The following is a 20,321-nucleotide window of genomic DNA, read 5'->3' as shown; positions in this document are numbered from 1 at the left end:
TCGGATTGCATTGAATCAGTCCATGATCAGTCCATGGCAGTGCGGCTAGCAGCCCGCAACACATTTCCCGTCCACGTTGAATTCCATGGTCTTGCCGCTGAGGGGAGCGTATACGGGGACTTTCACCGCGGTTTTAAATTCCAGGAATTTGCTGCCAGGCAGGAATTTCCCATCCTTGGTGGCCGCCTCATTCACGTGCGAAGCTATCACGGCATTGGGGCGCACCAGGTCGTTGATCACATACGCGGCTTCCTGCGGGCCGGTGGAAAAAATGCCGCCGATGTTCAGCACGGCCAGTTTGGGTTTATAGAAGCGTCGCACCACCAGGTCCTGGTCGGCAATGATGCCGGTGTCGCCAGACAGGTATACGGCCAGCCCATTGGAAAACGTCAGCACAAAACCGCCTGCGGGACCAACATAGGCCTTCACGCCGTTGGCCGCAAGACCTTCGGCAAGCGCGCCGCTCAGGAATTTTTCGTCCAGTCCGTTTGAATGCGCCGCCGGGACGCTGGCAATGCTGACGCCGCCGATTTTCCGCTGGCCTCCGAAGCGGACCAGCAGCACCTGGTCGGCGCTACCGCCGGCAGCCGTGATCCTGCGCGAGAAAAAATCCCCCATTTCGCCGCCAACGAACAATTTGGCTTTCTTCGCCAGGACCACCTCTTCGGTCACCGAAGACGGCGCGCTCTTTACCGAAAAATCCGGGGCGGCGCAGGTGCCGGCATTTGCCTCGGCCTGGTGCATGTCGCCCAGGTGATCGCTGTGTACATGGCTCAGCAATACACCATCGATTTTACCCAGCCGCGGATCGCTGCCGCCGCGCACCGTACGGCCGGCGTCATACAGAATCCGTGTTCCATCCGGATCCTCGAAGATCAGCGCACGGTCCTGCGCGCAGAATTCGCCGTCGTGGCTGCCTAAAGGAGTGACTTTGACTGTGGCGGCGCCGGCGGCGGTCGCCGCCGGCATGGCGCTGACGCAAAAAATAGAAAACAATAAACTCGCGATTACGGTCGTGTTTTTCATGAGGAGTTTCTCAGATATCAGGGATAGGAATCTTGTTCTGCGATCCGGGGAATTGGTCCGTGCCTGCTGTTGCTGCGCCGTCAAACCCAGGTTTGCGCTTGAGCCAGACTCATCATAACCAGAAACCATGCCCAATGCTAAATCATCATGCTGTCGCGCAGCTTACGCTCGAAGATGCGGTATTGCGGAACTCAGCTATTAATTACAGACGCCTGCCGCCAAGGGCTTCTACGCGCACACTTGGTGCCGCACCTGCGCGATGCGCCAGACGACGGACCGCTGGTTGATGGCCGCATGCACTGGCGAGTCCGCCGTCTCGCCCATGATGCGAGACGCGGCATCCTCGCCTTCGGCCGTGGAACTCCAGACCAGCATGTCCACGATAGAACCGTCTTCCAATTCCGCGATGTGGCGGGACTGAAAGCCGGCCTGGCGCTTCAGCCATGCATCGATGTCGGCATTGGCGGCGATGAAATCCTTCACGCCAAGTCCTTTGACAAGCTTGAAAGTCGTGATCTCGAGGGCGGTAGACATCTTGTAACTCCTGTGTGGCTGATTTGCGGGGCGCAGCTCTTCGTCAAACGCGTTCATCGCTGCGCTGTAGGGCGGATGATCAATTCACTCACGTCGACATCGGCCGGCTGGCTGATGGCGAAACCGATCGCCTGCGCGATGGCTTCAGGTGAAATCGCCAGGCCCATCATTTCGCGGACCGCCGCCTGCACCTGTGGGTTGGCAATGCCGTCGACCAGTTCGCTGCGCGTAAGGCCGGGACTGACCACGGTCACGCGGATGTCTGTGTTTTCCTGGCGCAGCCCCTCGGAAATTGCCCGCACTGCAAACTTGGTCGCGCAATAGACCGCAGCGGTGGGATCGACCCGATAGGCTGAGGTGGAAGCGATATTGACGATATGTCCAGCTTTCTGTTCTCTCATGACCGGCAGCACTGCCGCGATGCCGTGCAGGACGCCGCGCAGATTGACGTCGATCATCCGGTCCCACTCGTTGACCCGCAGTTCCTCGAGCATGGACAGAGGCATGATGCCCGCATTGTTGACCAGCACGTCAATCCTGCCGTAGCGCTTGGCGGCAGTGTTCGCGAAGGCGCGTACGCTGTCGAGGCTGGTCACGTCCAGTTCCTGGAAACTTGCCTCGCCACCAGCGTCCAGGATTTCCTTGGCGATGACGGCGATACGGTCGACGCGACGGGCGCCAAGCAGCACCTGGTGGCCGCTGGCAGCCAGATGACGGGCTGTAGCCTCGCCGATGCCGCTGCTTGCGCCAGTGACGAGTATCACTTTTCTTGGGACGGCGTTCGGGATGGGATTGGTTGCCATGGTCGGCTCCTCTTCGATGGATTGGATAAATCGGATGACTGCATGGTGTCATCGACTGGACCACGCGCGTTATCCGGATTCTCCATAAATCATCTACGATCCTGCAAATCATTGAACCCGTGTGATGCGCCAACTGGAATATCAGGTAAGCTGGATACCGCTGCAATCCTTAGAAATCAAAGTGTTTCCCATGAAAACAAGCTTAGGCCCTTATCGGGAAATGGCATCCATCATTGCCCGTTTCGCCAACACCGATGGCGAGCTTGAGACCGCCATCGACGGTTTTTTCATCGGCCGCCGTTCTTCCCCATCCCAGGCGCTCAACACCACGCAGTGGCCGTGCTTCGCGCTGGTCGTCCAAGGGGCGAAACGCCTGACGCTAGGAACCGAGGTGTTTGAATACGGCGTCGGAGATTGCCTGGTGGTGTCGCTGGACCTTCCGGTCGCCTCGCTCATTACGCAAGCGAGCATGGACGTTCCGCATCTAGGTGTGGCCATGGCGATCAATGGCGAGCGGCTCAAACACCTGATCGGCAGGATAGGCATGCCGGCGGGAGCGGGCGCCGCCGACGCAATACGCGGTGTAGCCGTCAACCCCGCCGCGCCGGAATTACTGGATGCGACGCTGAGAATGCTGAGATTGCTCGACCGCCCAGGCGACATACCGGCAATGGCGCCGTTGATCGAAGAGGAAATCCTGTACCGCCTGCTGACCTCGCCTTACGGCCCGCGGCTGCTGCGGATCGCCCAGGCCGAGAGTCCCGGCAACAGGATTTTCAAGGCCACCACCTGGCTGCGCCAGAATTTCGCAAGCCCGCTGCGCGTGGAAGACCTGGCCCGCCATGTCGGCATGAGCGTGTCCTCGCTCCACCACCATTTCAGTGCCGTGACGGCGATGACACCGATGCAGTACCAGAAGAAGCTGCGGCTGTACGAGGCGCGCCGCCTGATGCTGGTCGAACGGCTGGATGTCGGCTCAACCGGATATCGCGTCGGCTACCAGAGCCCATCGCAATTCAGCCGGGAGTACAGCCGGCTGTTCGGACGTTCGCCGCTGCGCGACGTGGAAAGCATGCGCGAATCCTTCGTCGTCGATTTGTCCCGCCGGGACGCGGATTCGATTGCACCGCAACCCTAGCCTGGTTAAGGGTTGGTTTCCTGAAGCGATGACGTCGGTTGCGGGCGCTTGCCGGGTCCCGGTGCAGAGGGCCGGACCCATCGGACAACCGGCAAAACAGACCGCAAAGATTGTTTTTATCGGCATTCCGAGCTATCGTCACGGGTTTGGCGGTTACCCATCCCGCAGCGGAGACAGAGAATGGACAACACCACGCGATCGGAACGATCACGCAACGCCATCATCCAGGCAGCCCTCGCCATCATCGCGCGCGACGGTCCGCGCCGGCTGACGCTGGACGCGATTGCGCGCGAAAGCGGCATCAGCAAGGGCGGGCTGATGCATCAGTTCCGCTCGAAGGAGGCGGTGTTGAAGGCGTTGCTGGAATACCAGGCTGAATATTTCGAGAAATTTTCCCAGGGCTACATGGCGCAGGCCAGCGCGACGTCGCCCGAACCCCTTCTGGCGACACAGATCGCGGTAGCCCGTGAAGCTGTCACTACGCAGCAGTCGGTCGCCTTTGCCATCCTCGGCGCCATCAGCGAAGAGCCCGGGCTGCTGTCCGCCTTTAAAGAGATCGACGCCAAGAAGATCGCGTCGATCAAGGCCGAGGCAGCCGATCCTGAGCTGGCGATGCTGCGCTGGTATGCGGCCAAAGGTTTGCTCCTGAATGCCCTGTTCGGGTTATGTCCGCTGTCGGATGAAGAACGCCAGCGCATGTTTGAGCGCCTGCTCGACAGCAAGCAATGGCTGGTTCCCGGCAAAGCCTAGGACCAACGCCTGGCTTGCGCGCCTTCTCATAGGAAGACGCGCCATCAATGATGCGCCCTGGCCGACTCCTGCCAGGGCTCGGTTGCCGACGCCGCCCCGGTCGCCGTCGCACGGCGTATGTTGCAATATAGACATTCCATACCAAAAGGGCCTAGCCCCGTCCCTCCCCCCGAAAGCCCGGTACGACGCCTCTTCCTGCGTGGCAACGGCATCAGAGAGGGTTTTATATTTTCCCTTCAAAAACCGACCAGGCGGTTTGCAAATACGGGATTCGGTGCTATATTCGCTTCCTGAGTTAGCGCGAAAGGGCGGCAGGAGAGCTGATTTAGGCATCAGTTGAACGCTGCATTTCACTCCGTCCAATCGCGCCAGGCAGCGATCGCCATCACGGTCATGCCCGACTCATCCACCACGCCGTACCAGGGGATGACCGTCATTCCTTGGAAAAACCTGAAGACTGAAGAGGAATTGAAATGCACATATCCATCAAGACCGGCCGGCTGGCCATGATCGCAGCGTTCTGCCTGGCGCTGGCGGCATGCGGGACCACGCAGCCGGTGGCGTACTCGGGAATCTCGTCGTCGCCAAAACTGACGCCTAACCAGAAAGACGATACCGGACGTGTCCCGTACAGTTATTCGGCTCCCGTGGAATGGCAGAAATACAACGCGCTCATCATCGATCCGGTCGCAATCTACAGCGGGCCGGATCATCAGTTTGGAGATTTGTCCGAGGCGGACAAGCAGGAACTCGCCCGCTACATGGATACCACCTTCAGAAAAGCATTAAGCCAGCGATTCCAGGTAACCGCCAATCCCGGATCGAATACTCTCAAGCTCAGGCTGACCTTGGCCGGCGTGGGTACAAACACTGCAGTGGCATCGACGGTGACCCGCTTTGACCTGGCTGGAATGCCTTACAACGTTGTCCAATCGATCCGTGGGAAAGAAGGGATGTTCATGGGCTCAGTCAGCTATTCAGTCGAAATCTATGACGCGGCAAGCAACCAGCTCCTGAAGGCGTTCGTGACAAAGCAGTATCCCAATGCAATGAATATCGTGGCGACCTTCGGTTCGCTCCATGCCGCCAAAACCGGCATCGAAAAAGGCGCAGATGCGCTGGTCGCTTCCCTGAAATAAGCGGCTGAATCCGTAGATGAACGCGCCATGACCGACCACGACATTACGCGCAATGCCCCGGTTTCAAGTGCCGACAACCAGCACCTGGTCGCCTGCGAGCACTGCGACGCCGTCTACCACCGCGCCGGCCTTGCCGAAGGCGAACGCGCGCAGTGCCGGCGCTGCGGCGGCACGCTGTACCGCGAGAGCACGCGCGCCTATCAACGGCTGCTGCCGTTGGTGGTGACCGCGCTGATCCTGTTTGTGGTGTCCAACATCTTTCCGATTGTCGAGATGGACCTCAAGGGCATCCGCACCCAAACCACCTTATGGGGCGCGGTGCAGGCGCTGTATGCCGACCGCGACATGGCGCTGGTGGCCCTGCTGGTGTTTGCCACCACCATCCTGCTGCCGCTGGCAGAGATGCTGATGATGCTCCACCTGCTGGCGCCGATGGCGCGGCGCCGTTTGCCGGCAGGTTTCGAGTATGTCGTGCGCTACATCCGCCGCACACGGCCATGGGGCATGATCGAGGTCTACCTGCTCGGCGTGGTGGTAACGCTGGTCAAGCTCTCCAGCGTTGCCGATATCCTGCCTGGCCCGGCGCTCTGGTCATTCAGTGCGCTGGTCATCGTGCTGGCGGTCATGCTGTCATTCGATCCGCGCGACCTGTGGCAGTACAGGGAGCCGCCGCGATGAGCATGCCGCCGACCGCGGCGCCGACCACCGCGTCGATGGGACTGGCGTCCTGCCACGCCTGCAACCTGCTCATCCCACGTGCGCCCGAAGGCCGGCCCTGCCCGCGCTGCGGCGCCGCCGTGCACCGCCGCAAGCCAGACTCGCTGGCGCGCACCTGGTCTTTCCTGATCGCCGCCGCGATCCTCTACATCCCCGCCAACCTTTTGCCGATGATAATCACGCAATCCGTTTTCGAGACCTCGCGCGACACCATCCTCTCCGGCATCGCCTATTTGTGGATTGCGGATGCGAAAGCATTGGCCATCCTGGTGCTGGCCGCCAGCGTGGTGGTGCCGCTGCTAAAGATGATGGCGTTGACGCTGCTGCTGCTTTCGGTGCATTTCCGCTGCAGCTGGCGCATCCGGCAGCAGACCCAGCTGTACCGCCTGCTGGAGACAGTCGGCCGCTGGTCGATGCTCGACATCTTCGTCGTCGCCATGCTGGCCTCGCTGGTGCGCGCCGGCAAGCTGGCCACCATCGTCCCCGGTCCCGGGGCCCTGGCTTTCGCCGCTGTCGTGGTACTCACCATGCTCGCTTCGCTGAGCTTCGATCCCCGCCTGCTGTGGGATGCGCTGGATGCACGCAATGACTGAATCCGATTCCAATCCGCCGATGCCGCCCGCGCCGCCGCGTCCCGAATTGCGCCGGCGCGCACGCTGGCTGCCTTCGCTGGTATGGCTGATCCCGATCGTCGCCGCCATCATCGGATTGTCGCTCCTGATCCACACCCTGTCCGAGCGCGGCCCGGAAATCACGGTGACTTTCCGCACTGCGGACGGACTCGCGCCCGGCAAGACGCCGGTACGCTACAAGGCAGTCGATATCGGCGTGGTCAAGTCGCTGCGCCTGGCGCGCGATCGTTCCCACGTGATCGCCACCATCGCCCTGAGCAACGACGCCAACAGCTTCCTGGCCAAGGACACCCGTTTCTGGGTAGTGCGCCCGCGCTTTGCCGTCTCCGGCATTTCGGGCCTGGAGACGCTCTTGTCCGGCGCTTATATCGGCGTGGACGCCGGCAAGTCGGACGTACGCAGCGATAGTTTCGCCGGACTGGAAGTGCCGCCGGCGGTATCCACGGACGCCTCCGGCAAACAATTCGTCTTGCGCGCCGCCGACCTCGGTTCGCTCGACATCGGTTCCCCTGTCTATTACCGGCGCGTGCGGGTAGGCCAGGTGGTGGCTTACCAGCTCGAACCCAACGGCCAGGATCTCTCGCTGCGCGTGTTCGTCGACAAGCCTTACGACCAGCTGGTCACCGCCAACACCCGTTTCTGGCATGCCAGCGGCATCGACATCAAGCTCGACGCCGGCGGCCTCAAGGTGAATACGCAGGCGCTCGCCACCATGCTGCTTGGCGGCGTGGCGTTCCAGGATCCCGACAATGCCAAGGCCGCTGCCGCAGCCGGCGAGGATACGCGGTTCATCCTGGCCAGCGACCAGGCGGAAGCCATGAAACCCCTCGATGAACTGAAGCCGGCGCTTGCCGTCCTCAATTTCGACCAGTCTGTACGTGGCTTGTCGCCAGGGGCAGCGCTGGACTTTCGCGGCATCGTGGTGGGCCAGGTGCGCTCGATCGGAATCGAATACCAGCGCGACAAAAAAACCTTCCGCTTCCCCGTGATTGTGGAACTGTATCCGTCCCGCATGGGCTTCAGCCCGCGCGACCTGGATGACAAGCAGAAAACCAACGACATCGCTGAAACCATGAACCGGCGCGGCCTGCGTGCGCAGCTGCGCAACGGCAACCTGCTCACCGGCCAGCTCTACGTGGCGTTCGACTTTTTCCCCAAGGCGGCGCCGGCCAAGGTCAGCGTCGACGGCCCCATGCCGGAACTGGCCACCACGCCCGGCACGCTGGACGAGTTGCAAGCCAAGCTAGGCTCCATCGTCAACAAGATCGACAACGTCCCGTTCGAACAGATCGGCCGCGACCTGCGTACTTCGATGGCGGCGCTGGACAAGATGCTGGACAACGCCGACAAGCTGATGGCCCAGGTTGACGGCAACCTCGTACCGCAATTCGCCGCCGCATTGCAAGACGCACGCCAGACCCTGCAGGCGGCCAACCAGACGCTGGCCCCGAATGCGCCCTTGCAGCAGGACACGCGCCGCATGATGCAGGAACTGACGCGCAGCGCCGCCTCCCTGCGCAGCCTGACTGATTACCTGGAACGTCATCCCGAAGCGCTGCTGCGCGGGAAAGCGGATACGGAGAAGCCATGATCCCATCCGCCAATCTCGCCGTGCTCTGTGCGGAACTGCTGCTCGCCGCCGCCGTGCTGGCCGGCTGCGCCTCGCCCGAACCGCGTTATTACACGCTGGCAGGCTCCGGCTCGGCCAGCGATGCAGCCGCAGGCTCCTCCAGCGCCCGTGACAAAGAACCGCTAATGATTGAGGTGCCTCCCGTCCGCGTCCCCGAGCGGCTCAACCGGGCCAACCTGCTGCTCGGCGATGGCAAGGGCGCGCTCAAGATGATGGAACAGGACCGCTGGTCGGCGCCGCTTCCCGACGAGCTGCGCGACGCGCTGTCGCAGCGGCTGCAAGCCAGCCTGGGCGCTATCGACACCTATTACCACCGCGACGCATCCGGCGCGGCGCCCCTGTATCGCGTTACGGTCGAAGTGGTGCGCATGGATGCCGAACCCGGAAGAAGCGCCGGCGCCACCATCAACTGGGCGGTGCAGCGCTCCCCGGACAGCAAGGTGACGGCGGGCCGCACGCAGGCAGAGTTGCCGGCGCCGGGCGGAGTGGATAGCGTAGTGGCCGCTTACCAGCGCATTGTCGCCGGCACCGCCGCCGATATCGCAACGGCAATTCGGTCGCTGCAGAAAATATCGCAGGCGCCCGCGGCGACCGGGCATTCCCTGGCGCGCTACAGCCAATATCACATCGCTCCCGAGAAGCAGGAAATCCCCTGATGCGGAAACGAGTACCGAATTGATTGTTAATTGATTGTTTACAGGGCGCAGCTGCGCCACACACCACCCCATCCAACTGCCAAGGAGCATCCAATGCACTTCCCCGCCGCCATCCGTCTCGCCTGCCTCGTCGCAGCCGCCGGTTTCACGCTGCACGCGCATGCCGAAAGTTTTACCTCGTCAGCCGTCAGCACCGGTTCGGCCTCCAGCGGCAGCGTGTCCGCTTCGCTGCACGGTTCAAGCGACAGCTCGACCGGCGGCGACAAGACCGCCGACGGCAACTATCGCATCATCGATGTCGCCAGGGCGCCCGGCCGCGCCGGCGTCGCGCGCGTCACGATGCAAATCGACGATTCGCAGCAGCGCATCGTGCTCGACCTGCCGCAGGCGATTGCCGAGAAGCAGAATCTCGGCCGGGGCGATCTTGTGCACGCACAGCACCGCGTGTACGGCTTCGAGTTCGCGCGCGGCGATACGCGGGAGGCGTTCTACCTGGTGCTCGCCGACGCGTGGTACAACGAGCTTGCGGCGCGGCCGGTGACTCTTTGAATATCTGGCGCGTCTTCGCTCTTGCCGCTGCAATTGCCGCGGGCGCGGCGCAAGCGCAACCCGGTTCGCCCGGCTATTCGACATCTTCAGCCTTCTGCGACCACGCGCAGCAGCTTACCGCCGGCCAGCAAGACCGGCTGCTGCGCTTTGCCGCCGTGGTCCGCGACGAACTCGACGCCATGGGCGGCGACACTGCGCTGGTCAGCCGCTCGGGACTCGATCTCTCGCGTTTTCACATCCGTTACTCGCATGCCGCAGTCGCCTGGCGCAGCGACACCGGCGCCTGGTCGGCACGCCAGCTCTACTACGCCTGCGACGAAGAGCGGCCGCGGATCTATGACCAAGGCCTCGCCGGTTTTGTGATCGGCGCCGACGATCCCTCCTCCGGCTACATCTCGATCGTGCGGCTGCCGGCCGATGCAGCCCAATCGCTGCGGCGCGCATCGCTCGACGCTCCGCGCGTGCGGCACCTGCTGGCCGCCAGCTACAGCGCCAACGCCTACCCGTTCAGCACGCTCCACCAGAATTGCAACCAGTGGGTGATGGAAATGCTGGCGGCAGCCTGGGGCGGCCTGGCAGATGGCGACGACTTGCGCGGGCGCGCGCAGCATTGGCTGCAACAGGCGAACTACGCGCCCGAGCCGGTGGGTGTCGGCTCGCATGCATTGATGTTCGCGGCGACATTTGTGCCGTTGCTGCATCTCGACGACCATCCCGAGGATGACCTCTTCGCAATGAAGCTGAAGGTCAGCCTGCCGTCGACGGTAGAAACCTTTGTCCGGGAGCGCCTGCCCGGCAGCGAGCGCATCGAGATATGCCATGACGGCCGGCAGATCGTGGTGCACCGCGGCTGGACGCCGGTCGCCGACGGCTGCCGGCCGGGCGAAGGCGATCGCGTCTTTCCGCTCGACTGAAAGCCGGCGGAAGATCCGTGCGGCTATCTCATTTTTCTTCAGGCGAACCGCCGCCATCCGATGCCGCCAGCATCAGCAAGGCGCCGATAATCGCAACATTTTTCAGGAAATGGTTAAGCTGGTTCTGCATGGCGGCAGGTTCTGCCTGCCAGAAGCGATGTGCGGTCAAGGTCGCAATCACCGTGAACAAAGCCACTATCACGGCGACCGGACGGACCCGCCAGCCGGCCAAGATCGCCAGGCCTCCGCCGAATTCAACCAGGATCGCGGCCAGCACGGAAAAAGTGGCGAACGGCACGCCGATGCGGTCCATATATCCGACCACGCCGGAAAAGGCAGTGATCTTGAGCAGGCCGGAAACGACGAACAGCGACGCCAGAAGGGCACGGCCGCTGCGGTACAGCACAGGTGAAGTTTGCATGGTTTTTTTATTCAATGGTTCAGTGCCGTGGCGACACGCGCAGCGCATCGCCACGTTTCCCTGATTTGCAAGGTTCGTCAACGCGCTTGCCGGCTTAGTAGCCGGCATTGTCACGCAACTCATCCGGCTCACGATTTGCAACCGGCGTATCGCGCTTCAGCTCCGCATTGACTTCAGCGCGGGTCTTGGCCGACGCCACAGGCTGCAGCACCGGGTAGGCGGAGGCGGCATAGTTCAGGCTGCCCTGGTCGCTTGCCCGCTGCAATTCGGCCACGACCTCTGCCCGCGTCTTGGTCGAAACAAAAGGCGCTTCTGGCGGATAGCTTGCTTCAGCAAGGACGGAGCCGGTGGCGGCGACGAGGGTGGTGGCAATCACGATTTTCAGGATGTTCATTTTGTGCTTTCAGTAAAAATATAAGCCGGGATGGCGACGGTGTCGGCATTCTGTGAAACTTGTTTTCCAGCATGTCTTGCCGTGTGATTGATACTATGCGCAACGACAATCCAGATAAATTAGCTAAAATGCGATCTTCCGTTCTGTATATGGGACGATAAAGCCGGAACTTTCGATGAAAAAACTGAATATCGACCTCAACGACCTGTATTTTTTTGTCCAGGTTGTCGACCGCGGCGGCTTCACCGCAGCGGCAGACGCCCTGGACATCCCGAAATCCAGGCTGAGCCGGCGTACCGCGGAACTGGAGAAAGTACTGGGAGTCCGCTTGCTGCATCGGACCTCGCGCCGCATCGCGCTTACCGAGGTCGGCTCCCAGTTCTACCAGCATTGCGTGGCGATGATCATCGAGGCCCACGCCGCCGAAGACGTCGTGCAGCGCACCCTGGTCGAGCCGGTGGGAGCGATACGCTTCAGCGCTCCGGAAGGAATGATCGATATGATCCTGAGCGACCTGTTGCCGCGCTTCATGGCCATGCATCCCAAAGTCCAGGTCATGACGCAGATTACCAATCGCAACGTCGACCTGGTCGAAGAGAGGATGGATGTCGCCTTGCGCATCAATTCGCAGGCGCTGGAGAACTCCAGCCTGGTCCAGGCCAACTTGTGCTCGACCCCGTGGGGGCTGTATGCGAGCCCGTCTTTCATGGAACGCGCCGGGGAGCCGCAAAACCCCGCCGACCTGGCCGCGCTGGACGCGCTTGTTTTCGGCATGGACGACGAAGCGCCGGCATGGCGGTTGCTGAACCAGGCAGGCGAAGAGCAGGTGGTTGCATTAAAGCCGCGCATGAGAAGCGACAACATCCGGCTTCTTAAAAAGGCAGCGCTGGCGCACATGGGCGTGATCGCTTTACCGCGCCACGTATGCTCGGAAGACCTGGCGCAGAAATCCCTGCAACGCGTGCTGCCCGATTGGCGTCCGCCCTCGGGGCAGGTGCGGCTGTTATTCCCGACCCGGCGCGGCCTGGTCCCGGCTGTGCGGGCTTATATAGAATTCCTGAAAGCCGAACTGCCTGCCAGGATTGCACTGCTGTCTGGAGAAAATTGACGATTTGCGCACAATGCGGCGGCGCCGCTCGGACAAATTGTTCCGGTGTTATATTTTGCCATTCTGTTGTTCAGATTTAATTTCAAAAGGATACAGTCATGGCAAACATTGCTTTTCTCGGTACCGGGTTGCTTGGCGGCGCATTCGCTGAGGCCGCCGCAAAACGCGGCGATTCGGTAACCGCATGGAATCGTTCCATCGACAAGGTGCACGCCCTTGCCCAGTTCGGCGTGAAGGCTGCCGCAACGCCCGCCGAAGCGGTCCGAGGCGCCGCACGGGTACATATCGTGGTGAAAGACGACGCGGTGGTCGAAGAGCTTATCGCGGCGGCGCGCGCTGGCCTATCGCCCGACGCAATCCTGATCGACCACACCACGACCTTGCCGGCGCTTACCGCCAAACGGGCTGAACGGCTGCATGCGGCCGGCGTGAAATACCTGCACTGTCCCGTCTTCATGGGACCGCCGGCCGCTCGCAATGCCCAGGGAACGATGATGGTCGCGGGCCCGAAGGCGCTGTTCGAATCCGTGCAGGCCGATCTCGCCAAGATGACAGGACGTCTCGAATACCTGGGCGAACGCAGCGACCTTGCCGCAGCAAACAAATTGTTTGGAAACGCCGTGATCATCGGCCTCTCCGCAGTAGTGGCCGACATCCTCACCCTGGCGCAAGCGAGCGGCGTGGATGGCGAGGACGCCATCAAGCTGCTGGGGCTGCTTGATTTGAACGGAATGGTGACCGGCCGCGGCCTGAACATGGCAAAGGGCAATTTCACCCCGAGCTTTGAACTGGCGATGGCGCGCAAGGATGTGCGGCTGATGCTGGAAACGACCGGCAACCGGCCGATGGCAGCCCTGCCAGCGGTCGCAGCCAGGATGGACCAGCTCATCGCCGCGGGACACGGCGCCGCCGATGCCAGCGTGCTTGGCATCGACGCGGTGCAGCGGCCTTAAACGGCCACGTCCGTTGCCGGCAGTTCAGTCAAACTGGACTGCCAGTTTCTCCGGCAACGGCACGTTCAGCCATTTTTGCACGATCGCGTTCAACTCATGGTTCTTCTTGGCCAGGGTCAGCGCGGCATTCACTTTCGCCATCAGCGCCGGCTCCTCTTTGAGCAGGCCGACGTAGCAGGCCGATTCCTGGATGATGTATTTCATTTGCGGCTTGTTGCTGGCGGCTTTTTCCGCCAGCGCAACAGCGACGAAATCGCCGGTGCCGACCAGCTGCACCTGGCCCGACAGGTAGGCCGAAATCATGCCGTTGTTGTCCTCGTAGCGTTTGATCACTGCGCTGGGCGGCGCGGTTTCTGTCAGCTGGCTGTCCTGGAACGTCCCGCGTGCGACGCCGATGGTTTTTCCGGCGAGGTCGGCAGCGCCCGCAACTTTCAAGCTGGCGGGGCCGAAGACACTGTTGTTGTAGGGTGAATATGGTTGCGAAAAGGCGATGACCTTTTCGCGTTCGGCATTCTTGCCCAATGTCGAAATCGCCAGGTCGGCCTTGCGCGTCTGCAGATAGGCGATGCGGTTGGCGCTGGTGACCGGCACCAGCTCAAGTTTCAGCCCCATGTTCCTGGCGACCAGCGTTGCGACGTCGATATCCAGTCCCTGCAGTTTCATGTCCGAGGTGACGGATCCGAACGGCGCAAAATCCTGCGGCACGGCGATGCGCAGGACGCCGCGCTTCTGGATATCGGCCAGGGCATCGGCCCGCGCATCTTGCACTGCCATGATGCACAGTCCGAGGGACAACAGCAGGAGTTTTGCGAATCTCATCAGGGCACCCTTACGAAGACGTTTATCTAAGCGCCATCCCGATGCTTGATGCATCGGAATTAGCGGACATGCACATTTTTTAGGCAATAAACATGCCATGCGCGAGGTAAAATCCGATCCAGACTATCCCGCCGCATGGAATAGAACAACAGGCCAGCATTGCCACGCTAACATTTTATTCCTTCTGAAGCCATGACCATCACTATCAACGAAGACCTCCGCGCCTATATCGATCCGTTGACCGAGGACGAATTCGCCGCGCTGGAACGCAGCCTGCTGGCGGAAGGCTGCCGCGACGCGCTGGTGCTGTGGGGCGACCTGCTGGTGGACGGACACAACCGCTACAGCATCTGCCAGAAGCATCGGATTCCGTTCAACACCATGCAGAACCACACGTTCCAATCCATCGAAGACGTGCACCTGTGGATGATCGACAACCACCTGGGGCGGCGCAGCGTATCGGATTTCCAGCGCGGCGTGCTCGCATTGCGCAAGAAAGAGATCGTGGCGGCGCGCCAGGAACAGGCCCGGCAATCGGCTGCGCAGCCCACCGCGACCGATACCCCTGCCCAGTCCGACGGCGACCCGCCATGGACCCGGGAAGCCGTTGCGCGCACCGCGCGGGTAAGCAGCGCGACCTTGGGGCAGATCGAAAGAATCCAGAAGACGGCAGCGCCTGAGCTGGTGGGCGCCGTGAAGTCGGGCCTGATTTCCATCAACGCCGCGGCGGCCGTAGCCTCCTTGCCCAGCGAGGAGCAGGTAGCGGCGGTTGCCGGAGGAAAAAAGGAATTGCGCCAGGCAGCAAGGCAGGTGCGCGAAGCCCGGCTGCCGCCGAAGCCCGAACAGGATCCGCCGCCGTATGACGCCACGCCCGAACAAATCGAAATTCACCGCCTGCTGCAGCAGGTGGTTGAACTCACCCAGGAGCGCGACCAGCTGAAAAAGAAAGTGCAGCACTTGACCATTGCGCTGGCGGAAGCGCGCAGCGGACAATAGATCGCTGCACGCCACATCGACAGACCACGTTTTCTGGACAAAATTGGCATGCACAATCCTCAAACACTCCGTTTCCCCAAGCCACTCGCAGCCGGTGATTTGATTGCCGTCACGGCGCCGTCGTCAGGGGTGCCGCCAGCCTTGCACCCTCGCCTGGACTTGGCCATCGCAGCGCTGGAACACCGTGGATTCCGCGTCCTGGAAGGCGAATGCCTGCGCCAGCAGGCCAACGGGGCCAGTGCGATTCCAAGGCGCCGCGCGGACGAACTGACAGCCTTCCTGACCGCCCCCGAAATCGCTGCCGTAATGCCGCCATGGGGAGGCAACCTGGCGATAGAGCTGCTCGACCTGGTCGACTTTGATGCGCTGGCTTCAAGCCCTGCCAAATGGTTCTCGGGCTTCTCAGACCTGAGCACCTTGCACCTCCCACTGACGACCATCGCAGGATGGGCTACGGTGCACGGCCCCAATCTCATGCAATTCGGAGCGTCCGCAGTCGATGAGACAACCGCCGGCCTGTGGGCTTTGCTCACGGCTTCCCACGGCGTGGATTTTGAACAGCGTTCGTCGATAGCGTTCGAGCGCGTTAGCGCGGACTGGAAAAGCAATCCAGGCGCAAACCTGGTCGCTAGCGAGAAAACAAAGTGGAAACGGTTCGATGGCGCCGAGGCGCCACTCCACCTGGAAGGACGGCTCATCGGCGGCTGCCTCGATACACTGTCGCGGCTCGCAGGAACCCGCTACGGAAACGTGCCTGCCTACATAGCGTCGTCCGGCAAGGAAGGGACATTACTCTATCTCGAGAATGCGGAGCTGGCCCCTTTCGAGGTGGCTCGCGCTCTGCACTGTCTGCGCATGCATGGCTGGCTTGACGGACTGCACGGCATCCTTTTGGGACGCAATGCAGCTACCGGCTCCTCAGATGATTTCACTTACATGGATGCGCTCCGCTCCGCGCTGGAAGGAGTGTGTTGCCCCACGCTTTACGATCTCGATATCGGGCACCTACCGCCCCAAGTTTCGCTTGTCAATGGGGCGTTCGCCAAGATCGACTATGCAGCAGGGTCAGGCTCGATCGTCCAGCAATTCCGGTGATACCCGGCCATGCCAGGCAATTCGCGACTTAGAGGGCTGTCGTTGCAGGCTGCGGCGTCGGCCCATTCCCGGGGCTGCGCTGCAGGCGCCAGAGCAGCGTCAGCGCCACCAGCGAGGTGCCGACGACGACATAACCCACATCGTCGAAATGCTGCAGTTTTCCATCCGCCCCGAGCGTGACGATATGGCCGGCGACGACCGAGGCGACACCGCCTGACAGCTGCTGGATCGAAGCGCTGATGGCGTTGAAGGAGCCGCGCTGGGTGCTGACCGGCACCGAAGACACCAGCGCCTGGAACGGAATCATGCGCGAGAATATCCCGACGAACATGAACGCATTGACGACGATCAGCAGGGGCAGCGAGGTCGGCCCGAGGTGGGTATAGATCAGCACCATGGTGATCGACAGCACCGTGCCGAGTATGAACACGCGGAATTTGCCGAATGTGTCGGCAGCCTTGCCGATCATGGGGCCAAAGAAGATGGTGCACAGCCCCGTGACCAGGTAGACCGTCGGCAGGCTGTGCAGGTCGATGCCGAGGTTGCTCACCGCATAGGCGCTGCTGAAGGGCATCAGCATGAAGCCGCCGGTGGTCAGCAACGCCGTCGTCGCGAAAGCCATCAGGTAGCGCGGCTCGGTGACCGTGTGGAACAGGTGCATCCACGGGCTGTGTTCCTGGGGTATGGCAAGGTGGGCGGTGACAGGCTGCATGCGCCAGGTCACGAACAGGCCGCCGAACACGCCCAGGACCGCCATCGCCAGGAACGGCACATGCCAGTCCCAGCGGTTGGACAGGTACAGCCCGACCGGGATGCCCAGCACCTGGCTGGCGGCGAATGCGGTCTGGATCAGGCCCATCACGCGGCCGCGCATCTGCAGCGGGAACAGGTCGGTCGATATGGCCAGCACTACAGAACCAATGACGCCGCCGAACAGGCCCGTGACGATGCGCGCCAGCAGCAGGCTCTCGAAGCTTTGCGCCAGACCGCACCATAATGTGCCGATGATGAAGCCGGCATAAAAGAACAGCAGGATCTTCTTGCGGTCGAAACGGTCGGCGAAACCGGCTGTCAGCAATCCTGACAGGCCGGCGCTGAACGCGTACGCGGAGACCACCAGCCCGAACTGTTTCGGACCGATGGCGAGCGCGGGCATGATCACGGCACCCAGCGGCGACATGAGCATGAAATCGAGGATGACGGCAAACTGCAGGAACGCCAGCATGCCGACCACAAACTTCTGGTAACGGGAGAACTGCGATGGCGAGGTTGTGGCAGGTGGATTCGTAGGTTCGGTCATATGCGGCTAAGGGTAATGGCATGTTCAGGACACGCGCTGACGCACAGACCACATGCCCGGCACGCATCGGCGTTTGGCGTATAGGCGACCTGCATGCCGTGCACGCGCAATTTGAATTTCTGTAATGTACCAAGGTTTTGATAATCGCTGTCGTCGATGCGCCGGACCTGGAACACGTTTTCCGGGCATACCTCGACGCAGTCGCCCTTGCCTTCGCAGCGCTTCAGGTTGACTACCGGGACGATCGCTCCCGGTTCCTGTTTGCAGCCGGCGGTCGAGGTATCAGCCACGCTTATTCCTCGTTTTTCTTGCAAGGGGCTGAACGGCCTTTGCGGAACTGCTCGCGCTCTTCCGCCGTCATTGCTTGCCATTTTTGCCATTGCCGGCGGCCGTGCCATCCGCCGTGCCCGCGGAATCCGCCGAACAGGATCCGGCTCAGGACCAGCAGGCCGAGCGCATGCCAGTAGTCGATCTGGAGGATGCCGGCGAACAGGCCAGGCATCACCAGGTTCCACAGCACCATGACAGCGCCGCCAAGCACGACGGCGATCACCAGCACCATCAGCAATTTCCAAAAAAATCTCGCTTTCATCTTCCTGCTCCTTTGCGTGTCAATTCACGTGCCAATCCATAGGCACAATTCATATGTCGACTTATTGAGAGTTTCATAAAACATGACAAAGCCCTTGCCCGGTTTTCTAGGCGATCAACAAACGCAGCTAACTGGGGTCAGAGTGAACTTTCTGCGCGCTTTTTGCAGAAACTTCACTCTGACCCCACTTAGCGGGCCACGGAGTAGCTGCCTCATCGTTGAAAAAAACAAAACCGCGCTGTGCGCTCTGCCTTTCTCCGAATCCGTCATCTGGGGTCAGAGTCAAGTTTCGCGATGAAACACTGCGAAAGTTGACTCTGACCCCAGAAGATTCCTGCCGTGGCGCTGTCATGAATTGTGAAACTCTCAATAGATGCCGAATTCGTCGTATGCCACCTGCAGCCGAGCGCGCAGGTACAAGACCGCGTAGCGCTTGCGCGCCAGCAGGGTATTCACGGCAACGCCGCTTTGCGACGCCATTTCCTTGAAACTGAGTCCTTCCAGTTCGTGTCCGACGAACACATCGCGCTGGCTGGCCGGCAGTTCGTCGAGGGCTTGCTGCAGCTCTCTCAGCAAGACCGACCTGGCGTGCACCGCTTCCGGTCCGTCGGGCGCCGGCAGCGCCAGGTCGAGCCGGTACTCGCTGTCTTCGCCGTCAGGATCGCCGTTCATTTCACCGATCTCGTTTACCGACTGCTCTTTCTTCTTGCGGAAACGGTCAATGATGCGGTTGCGCGCGACACGGAACAGCCAGGCGCTCGCTTGTTCGATCGGAGCGGGAAGACGGTAGGCCTGGACGAATTCCTGGAACACATCCTGCAGGATATCGTCCGCTTCGTCCGGATCGCGCACCCGGCGCAGGATGAAATTCCCGAGCCTGGCGCGCTCACGCAAGACAGTCGCAGTGATGTCTCGGTCTTGGTCGTTCATCGGCTGCGGGCTGTTCGGCGGGCTCATACCAATGAAGACGTTTCACAATAAGGAATATTGTGGCTGGGTGAAAAAAATTTCTCAGGCGATCGCGGCATAGGAGCCGGTGCCGTCCGGCCAGGGCGTCAGCAGCTCAAAGCCGTCGGCCGTCACTGCAACCATATGCTCCCATTGCGCCGACAGCGAGTGATCCCGGGTGACCACGGTCCAGCCGTCGGCCAGTTCTTTGGTTTCGCGCTTGCCGGCATTGAGCATCGGCTCGATGGTAAACACCATGCCGGGCTCCAGGCGCAGCCCTTCGCCGCGATTACCGTAGTGCAGCACCTGCAGGTCTTCATGGTAGACCTGGCCGATGCCGTGCCCGCAGTATTCGCGCACGACGCTGAAACGCTCGCGCTGGGCCACGGCCTGGATGGCATGTCCGACGTCTCCCAGCGTAGCGCCGGGCCGTACCTGCAGGATGCCGGCCCGCATCGCTTCGTAGGTCGTATCCACCAGCCTGCGCGCCAGCGGGCTGGGCTCGCCGACAAAATACATGCGGCTGGTGTCGCCGAACCAGCCGTCGGCGATGACGGCGACATCGATATTGATGATGTCGCCCTTCTTCAAGATCTTCTGCTGCGACGGGATGCCATGGCAAACCACGTGGTTGACCGAGACGCATATCGTCTTCGGGAAGCCGTGGTAGCCGATGTTGGCCGGTATCGCTTGCTGCACGTGGACGATATGGTCATGGCACAGGCGGTCCAGTTCCTCGGTGCTGACGCCGGGTTTCACATGCTCCGCGATCATCCGCAGCACATCGGCGGCCAGGCCGCCGGCGATGCGCGCCTTAGCGATGCCGGCCGCCGACTTGATCCAGTCCGGCCGGCTCATCGCGCGGCCTTCCGCGCCGCCTTCGCCGCGGCAGGCGCAGCCGCCGTTTCCTGCGTAAAAAACGCCAGGCTTTCGTCGCCCGCCTGCCTGGCGCGCATCAGCAGCTGGCAGATTTCGCCGTGGCACAGCTCCGGATGCAGCTCGGACAGCATGCCGATGCGCATCCAGTGTTCAGCCTGGGCATTGATGGATCGGCTCAGCGCATCGCTTGCGGTGCGGAGGTTGTCATGCATTAGATCGGAGATTTTGACGATGCCCATGGCGTTGTTCCAGTTATACGGTTCATATACGTTTCGTATATTATCATAAACGGCGCTTACCCGAGCCGTGCGAGTTTTTTTAAAAAAAT

25 protein-coding genes are annotated in these 20,321 nt (G+C 61.5%); 13 read left to right on the top strand and 12 right to left on the bottom strand.

The features are described from left to right. Positions 1–45: 45 nt before the first annotated feature. From V8G57_RS22250 to V8G57_RS22240, 3 genes are all read right to left on the bottom strand, one after another. The gene (locus V8G57_RS22250; RefSeq protein ID WP_342831256.1) at positions 46–1,026 is read right to left on the bottom strand and encodes an MBL fold metallo-hydrolase; all 981 of its coding nucleotides are present in this window, start codon (positions 1,024–1,026) and stop codon (positions 46–48) included. Between the two features lie 228 nt (positions 1,027–1,254). After that, positions 1,255–1,560: a hypothetical protein gene (locus tag V8G57_RS22245; protein ID WP_342831255.1), complete on the bottom strand. Its 306-nt coding sequence runs from the start codon at positions 1,558–1,560 to the stop codon at positions 1,255–1,257. Positions 1,561–1,613: 53 nt separating this feature from the next. After that, positions 1,614–2,363, bottom strand: a complete 750-nt coding sequence (locus tag V8G57_RS22240) for an SDR family oxidoreductase (RefSeq protein WP_342831254.1) — start codon at positions 2,361–2,363, stop codon at positions 1,614–1,616. 190 nt (positions 2,364–2,553) lie between these two features. Here V8G57_RS22240 and V8G57_RS22235 point away from each other — a divergent pair, with 190 nt between their 5' ends. From V8G57_RS22235 to V8G57_RS22195, 9 genes are all read left to right on the top strand, one after another. Next, on the top strand, positions 2,554–3,501 hold the full coding sequence (locus V8G57_RS22235; protein WP_342831253.1) for an AraC family transcriptional regulator: 948 nt from the start codon (positions 2,554–2,556) through the stop codon (positions 3,499–3,501). A 180-nt stretch (positions 3,502–3,681) separates the two neighbouring features. Continuing rightward, positions 3,682–4,251, top strand: a complete 570-nt coding sequence (locus V8G57_RS22230) for a TetR/AcrR family transcriptional regulator (protein ID WP_092397841.1) — start codon at positions 3,682–3,684, stop codon at positions 4,249–4,251. A gap of 473 nt (positions 4,252–4,724) precedes the next feature. Next, positions 4,725–5,390, top strand: a complete 666-nt coding sequence (locus V8G57_RS22225) for a DUF3313 domain-containing protein (protein ID WP_342831252.1) — start codon at positions 4,725–4,727, stop codon at positions 5,388–5,390. A gap of 27 nt (positions 5,391–5,417) precedes the next feature. Beyond that, positions 5,418–6,068, top strand: a complete 651-nt coding sequence (locus tag V8G57_RS22220; RefSeq protein WP_342831251.1) for a paraquat-inducible protein A — start codon at positions 5,418–5,420, stop codon at positions 6,066–6,068. Further along, positions 6,065–6,700 carry a paraquat-inducible protein A gene (locus V8G57_RS22215; protein WP_342831250.1) on the top strand — a complete coding sequence of 212 codons (636 nt, stop codon included), beginning with the start codon at positions 6,065–6,067 and terminating at the stop codon, positions 6,698–6,700. The genes V8G57_RS22220 and V8G57_RS22215 overlap by 4 nt, the downstream gene beginning before the upstream one ends. After that, positions 6,693–8,330 carry a PqiB family protein gene (locus V8G57_RS22210; protein ID WP_092397833.1) on the top strand — a complete coding sequence of 546 codons (1,638 nt, stop codon included), beginning with the start codon at positions 6,693–6,695 and terminating at the stop codon, positions 8,328–8,330. The genes V8G57_RS22215 and V8G57_RS22210 overlap by 8 nt, the downstream gene beginning before the upstream one ends. Next, entirely contained in the window at positions 8,327–9,025 is a 699-nt protein-coding gene (locus tag V8G57_RS22205) for a PqiC family protein (protein WP_342831249.1), read from the top strand. The genes V8G57_RS22210 and V8G57_RS22205 overlap by 4 nt, the downstream gene beginning before the upstream one ends. A gap of 93 nt (positions 9,026–9,118) precedes the next feature. Then, positions 9,119–9,574, top strand: a complete 456-nt coding sequence (locus V8G57_RS22200; protein ID WP_092397829.1) for a hypothetical protein — start codon at positions 9,119–9,121, stop codon at positions 9,572–9,574. Continuing rightward, complete coding sequence (locus V8G57_RS22195) at positions 9,571–10,488, top strand: DUF2145 domain-containing protein (RefSeq protein ID WP_342831248.1); 918 nt, start codon at positions 9,571–9,573, stop codon at positions 10,486–10,488. The genes V8G57_RS22200 and V8G57_RS22195 overlap by 4 nt, the downstream gene beginning before the upstream one ends. Before the next feature lie 28 nt (positions 10,489–10,516). On the opposite strand, the gene V8G57_RS22190 is transcribed toward V8G57_RS22195, so the two are convergent. Together V8G57_RS22190 and V8G57_RS22185 are read right to left on the bottom strand one after the other, a co-directional pair. Next, the gene (locus V8G57_RS22190; protein WP_092397997.1) at positions 10,517–10,909 is read right to left on the bottom strand and encodes a DoxX family protein; all 393 of its coding nucleotides are present in this window, start codon (positions 10,907–10,909) and stop codon (positions 10,517–10,519) included. A gap of 94 nt (positions 10,910–11,003) precedes the next feature. Beyond that, positions 11,004–11,303 (bottom strand): DUF4148 domain-containing protein, encoded by a 300-nt coding sequence (locus V8G57_RS22185; protein ID WP_092397825.1) that lies wholly within the window; start codon positions 11,301–11,303, stop codon positions 11,004–11,006. 175 nt (positions 11,304–11,478) lie between these two features. On the opposite strand from V8G57_RS22185, the gene V8G57_RS22180 reads away from it, so the two are divergent. Both V8G57_RS22180 and V8G57_RS22175 read left to right on the top strand, forming a co-directional pair. Then, a complete protein-coding gene (locus tag V8G57_RS22180; protein WP_342831247.1) occupies positions 11,479–12,411 on the top strand; it encodes a LysR substrate-binding domain-containing protein in 933 nt (310 codons plus the stop codon). A 98-nt stretch (positions 12,412–12,509) separates the two neighbouring features. Next, positions 12,510–13,364 carry an NAD(P)-dependent oxidoreductase gene (locus V8G57_RS22175; protein WP_092397821.1) on the top strand — a complete coding sequence of 285 codons (855 nt, stop codon included), beginning with the start codon at positions 12,510–12,512 and terminating at the stop codon, positions 13,362–13,364. Between the two features lie 24 nt (positions 13,365–13,388). Here the strand turns inward: V8G57_RS22175 and V8G57_RS22170 are convergent, their stop codons facing one another. Continuing rightward, on the bottom strand, positions 13,389–14,183 hold the full coding sequence (locus tag V8G57_RS22170) for a transporter substrate-binding domain-containing protein (protein WP_342831246.1): 795 nt from the start codon (positions 14,181–14,183) through the stop codon (positions 13,389–13,391). 192 nt (positions 14,184–14,375) lie between these two features. On the opposite strand from V8G57_RS22170, the gene V8G57_RS22165 reads away from it, so the two are divergent. Both V8G57_RS22165 and V8G57_RS22160 read left to right on the top strand, forming a co-directional pair. Beyond that, entirely contained in the window at positions 14,376–15,179 is an 804-nt protein-coding gene (locus V8G57_RS22165; protein ID WP_342831245.1) for a ParB N-terminal domain-containing protein, read from the top strand. A gap of 48 nt (positions 15,180–15,227) precedes the next feature. Next, on the top strand, positions 15,228–16,274 hold the full coding sequence (locus V8G57_RS22160) for a S66 family peptidase (RefSeq protein ID WP_342831243.1): 1,047 nt from the start codon (positions 15,228–15,230) through the stop codon (positions 16,272–16,274). A gap of 28 nt (positions 16,275–16,302) precedes the next feature. On the opposite strand, the gene V8G57_RS22155 is transcribed toward V8G57_RS22160, so the two are convergent. The 6 genes from V8G57_RS22155 to V8G57_RS22130 all read right to left on the bottom strand — a co-directional run bounded on the left by V8G57_RS22155 (position 16,303) and on the right by V8G57_RS22130 (position 20,232). Then, positions 16,303–17,574 (bottom strand): MFS transporter, encoded by a 1,272-nt coding sequence (locus V8G57_RS22155; RefSeq protein ID WP_342831242.1) that lies wholly within the window; start codon positions 17,572–17,574, stop codon positions 16,303–16,305. Continuing rightward, complete coding sequence (locus V8G57_RS22150) at positions 17,571–17,870, bottom strand: 4Fe-4S binding protein (RefSeq protein ID WP_371326590.1); 300 nt, start codon at positions 17,868–17,870, stop codon at positions 17,571–17,573. The genes V8G57_RS22155 and V8G57_RS22150 overlap by 4 nt, the downstream gene beginning before the upstream one ends. Beyond that, positions 17,867–18,166 (bottom strand): hypothetical protein, encoded by a 300-nt coding sequence (locus V8G57_RS22145; RefSeq protein WP_342831241.1) that lies wholly within the window; start codon positions 18,164–18,166, stop codon positions 17,867–17,869. Before V8G57_RS22145 ends, V8G57_RS22150 begins: the two co-directional genes overlap by 4 nt. A 366-nt stretch (positions 18,167–18,532) precedes the next feature. Further along, positions 18,533–19,123: an RNA polymerase sigma factor gene (locus V8G57_RS22140; protein ID WP_342831240.1), complete on the bottom strand. Its 591-nt coding sequence runs from the start codon at positions 19,121–19,123 to the stop codon at positions 18,533–18,535. 54 nt (positions 19,124–19,177) lie between these two features. Next, positions 19,178–19,972 (bottom strand): type I methionyl aminopeptidase, encoded by a 795-nt coding sequence (map, locus tag V8G57_RS22135; RefSeq protein WP_342831239.1) that lies wholly within the window; start codon positions 19,970–19,972, stop codon positions 19,178–19,180. After that, the gene (locus V8G57_RS22130) at positions 19,969–20,232 is read right to left on the bottom strand and encodes a ParD-like family protein (protein ID WP_342831238.1); all 264 of its coding nucleotides are present in this window, start codon (positions 20,230–20,232) and stop codon (positions 19,969–19,971) included. Before V8G57_RS22130 ends, map begins: the two co-directional genes overlap by 4 nt. Positions 20,233–20,321: the final 89 nt, after the last annotated feature.

This window comes from Collimonas rhizosphaerae (assembly GCF_038896935.1).
GTDB classification, from domain to species: domain Bacteria; phylum Pseudomonadota; class Gammaproteobacteria; order Burkholderiales; family Burkholderiaceae_D; genus Collimonas; species Collimonas rhizosphaerae.
The sequence above is the reverse complement of the archived record's forward strand: the minus strand, read 5'-3'. Positions and strand labels throughout refer to the sequence as shown.

Coding starts and splice junctions, on each gene's coding strand:
- V8G57_RS22250 (WP_342831256.1), bottom strand. CDS start 1,026: ATGAAAAACACGACCGTAATCGCGAGTTTATTGTTTTCTATTTTTTGC.
- V8G57_RS22245 (WP_342831255.1), bottom strand. CDS start 1,560: ATGTCTACCGCCCTCGAGATCACGACTTTCAAGCTTGTCAAAGGACTT.
- V8G57_RS22240 (WP_342831254.1), bottom strand. CDS start 2,363: ATGGCAACCAATCCCATCCCGAACGCCGTCCCAAGAAAAGTGATACTC.
- V8G57_RS22235 (WP_342831253.1), top strand. CDS start 2,554: ATGAAAACAAGCTTAGGCCCTTATCGGGAAATGGCATCCATCATTGCC.
- V8G57_RS22230 (WP_092397841.1), top strand. CDS start 3,682: ATGGACAACACCACGCGATCGGAACGATCACGCAACGCCATCATCCAG.
- V8G57_RS22225 (WP_342831252.1), top strand. CDS start 4,725: ATGCACATATCCATCAAGACCGGCCGGCTGGCCATGATCGCAGCGTTC.
- V8G57_RS22220 (WP_342831251.1), top strand. CDS start 5,418: ATGACCGACCACGACATTACGCGCAATGCCCCGGTTTCAAGTGCCGAC.
- V8G57_RS22215 (WP_342831250.1), top strand. CDS start 6,065: ATGAGCATGCCGCCGACCGCGGCGCCGACCACCGCGTCGATGGGACTG.
- V8G57_RS22210 (WP_092397833.1), top strand. CDS start 6,693: ATGACTGAATCCGATTCCAATCCGCCGATGCCGCCCGCGCCGCCGCGT.
- V8G57_RS22205 (WP_342831249.1), top strand. CDS start 8,327: ATGATCCCATCCGCCAATCTCGCCGTGCTCTGTGCGGAACTGCTGCTC.
- V8G57_RS22200 (WP_092397829.1), top strand. CDS start 9,119: ATGCACTTCCCCGCCGCCATCCGTCTCGCCTGCCTCGTCGCAGCCGCC.
- V8G57_RS22190 (WP_092397997.1), bottom strand. CDS start 10,909: ATGCAAACTTCACCTGTGCTGTACCGCAGCGGCCGTGCCCTTCTGGCG.
- V8G57_RS22185 (WP_092397825.1), bottom strand. CDS start 11,303: ATGAACATCCTGAAAATCGTGATTGCCACCACCCTCGTCGCCGCCACC.
- V8G57_RS22180 (WP_342831247.1), top strand. CDS start 11,479: ATGAAAAAACTGAATATCGACCTCAACGACCTGTATTTTTTTGTCCAG.
- V8G57_RS22175 (WP_092397821.1), top strand. CDS start 12,510: ATGGCAAACATTGCTTTTCTCGGTACCGGGTTGCTTGGCGGCGCATTC.
- V8G57_RS22170 (WP_342831246.1), bottom strand. CDS start 14,183: ATGAGATTCGCAAAACTCCTGCTGTTGTCCCTCGGACTGTGCATCATG.
- V8G57_RS22165 (WP_342831245.1), top strand. CDS start 14,376: ATGACCATCACTATCAACGAAGACCTCCGCGCCTATATCGATCCGTTG.
- V8G57_RS22160 (WP_342831243.1), top strand. CDS start 15,228: ATGCACAATCCTCAAACACTCCGTTTCCCCAAGCCACTCGCAGCCGGT.
- V8G57_RS22155 (WP_342831242.1), bottom strand. CDS start 17,574: ATGACCGAACCTACGAATCCACCTGCCACAACCTCGCCATCGCAGTTC.
- V8G57_RS22145 (WP_342831241.1), bottom strand. CDS start 18,166: ATGAAAGCGAGATTTTTTTGGAAATTGCTGATGGTGCTGGTGATCGCC.
- V8G57_RS22140 (WP_342831240.1), bottom strand. CDS start 19,123: ATGAGCCCGCCGAACAGCCCGCAGCCGATGAACGACCAAGACCGAGAC.
- map (WP_342831239.1), bottom strand. CDS start 19,972: ATGAGCCGGCCGGACTGGATCAAGTCGGCGGCCGGCATCGCTAAGGCG.
- V8G57_RS22130 (WP_342831238.1), bottom strand. CDS start 20,232: ATGGGCATCGTCAAAATCTCCGATCTAATGCATGACAACCTCCGCACC.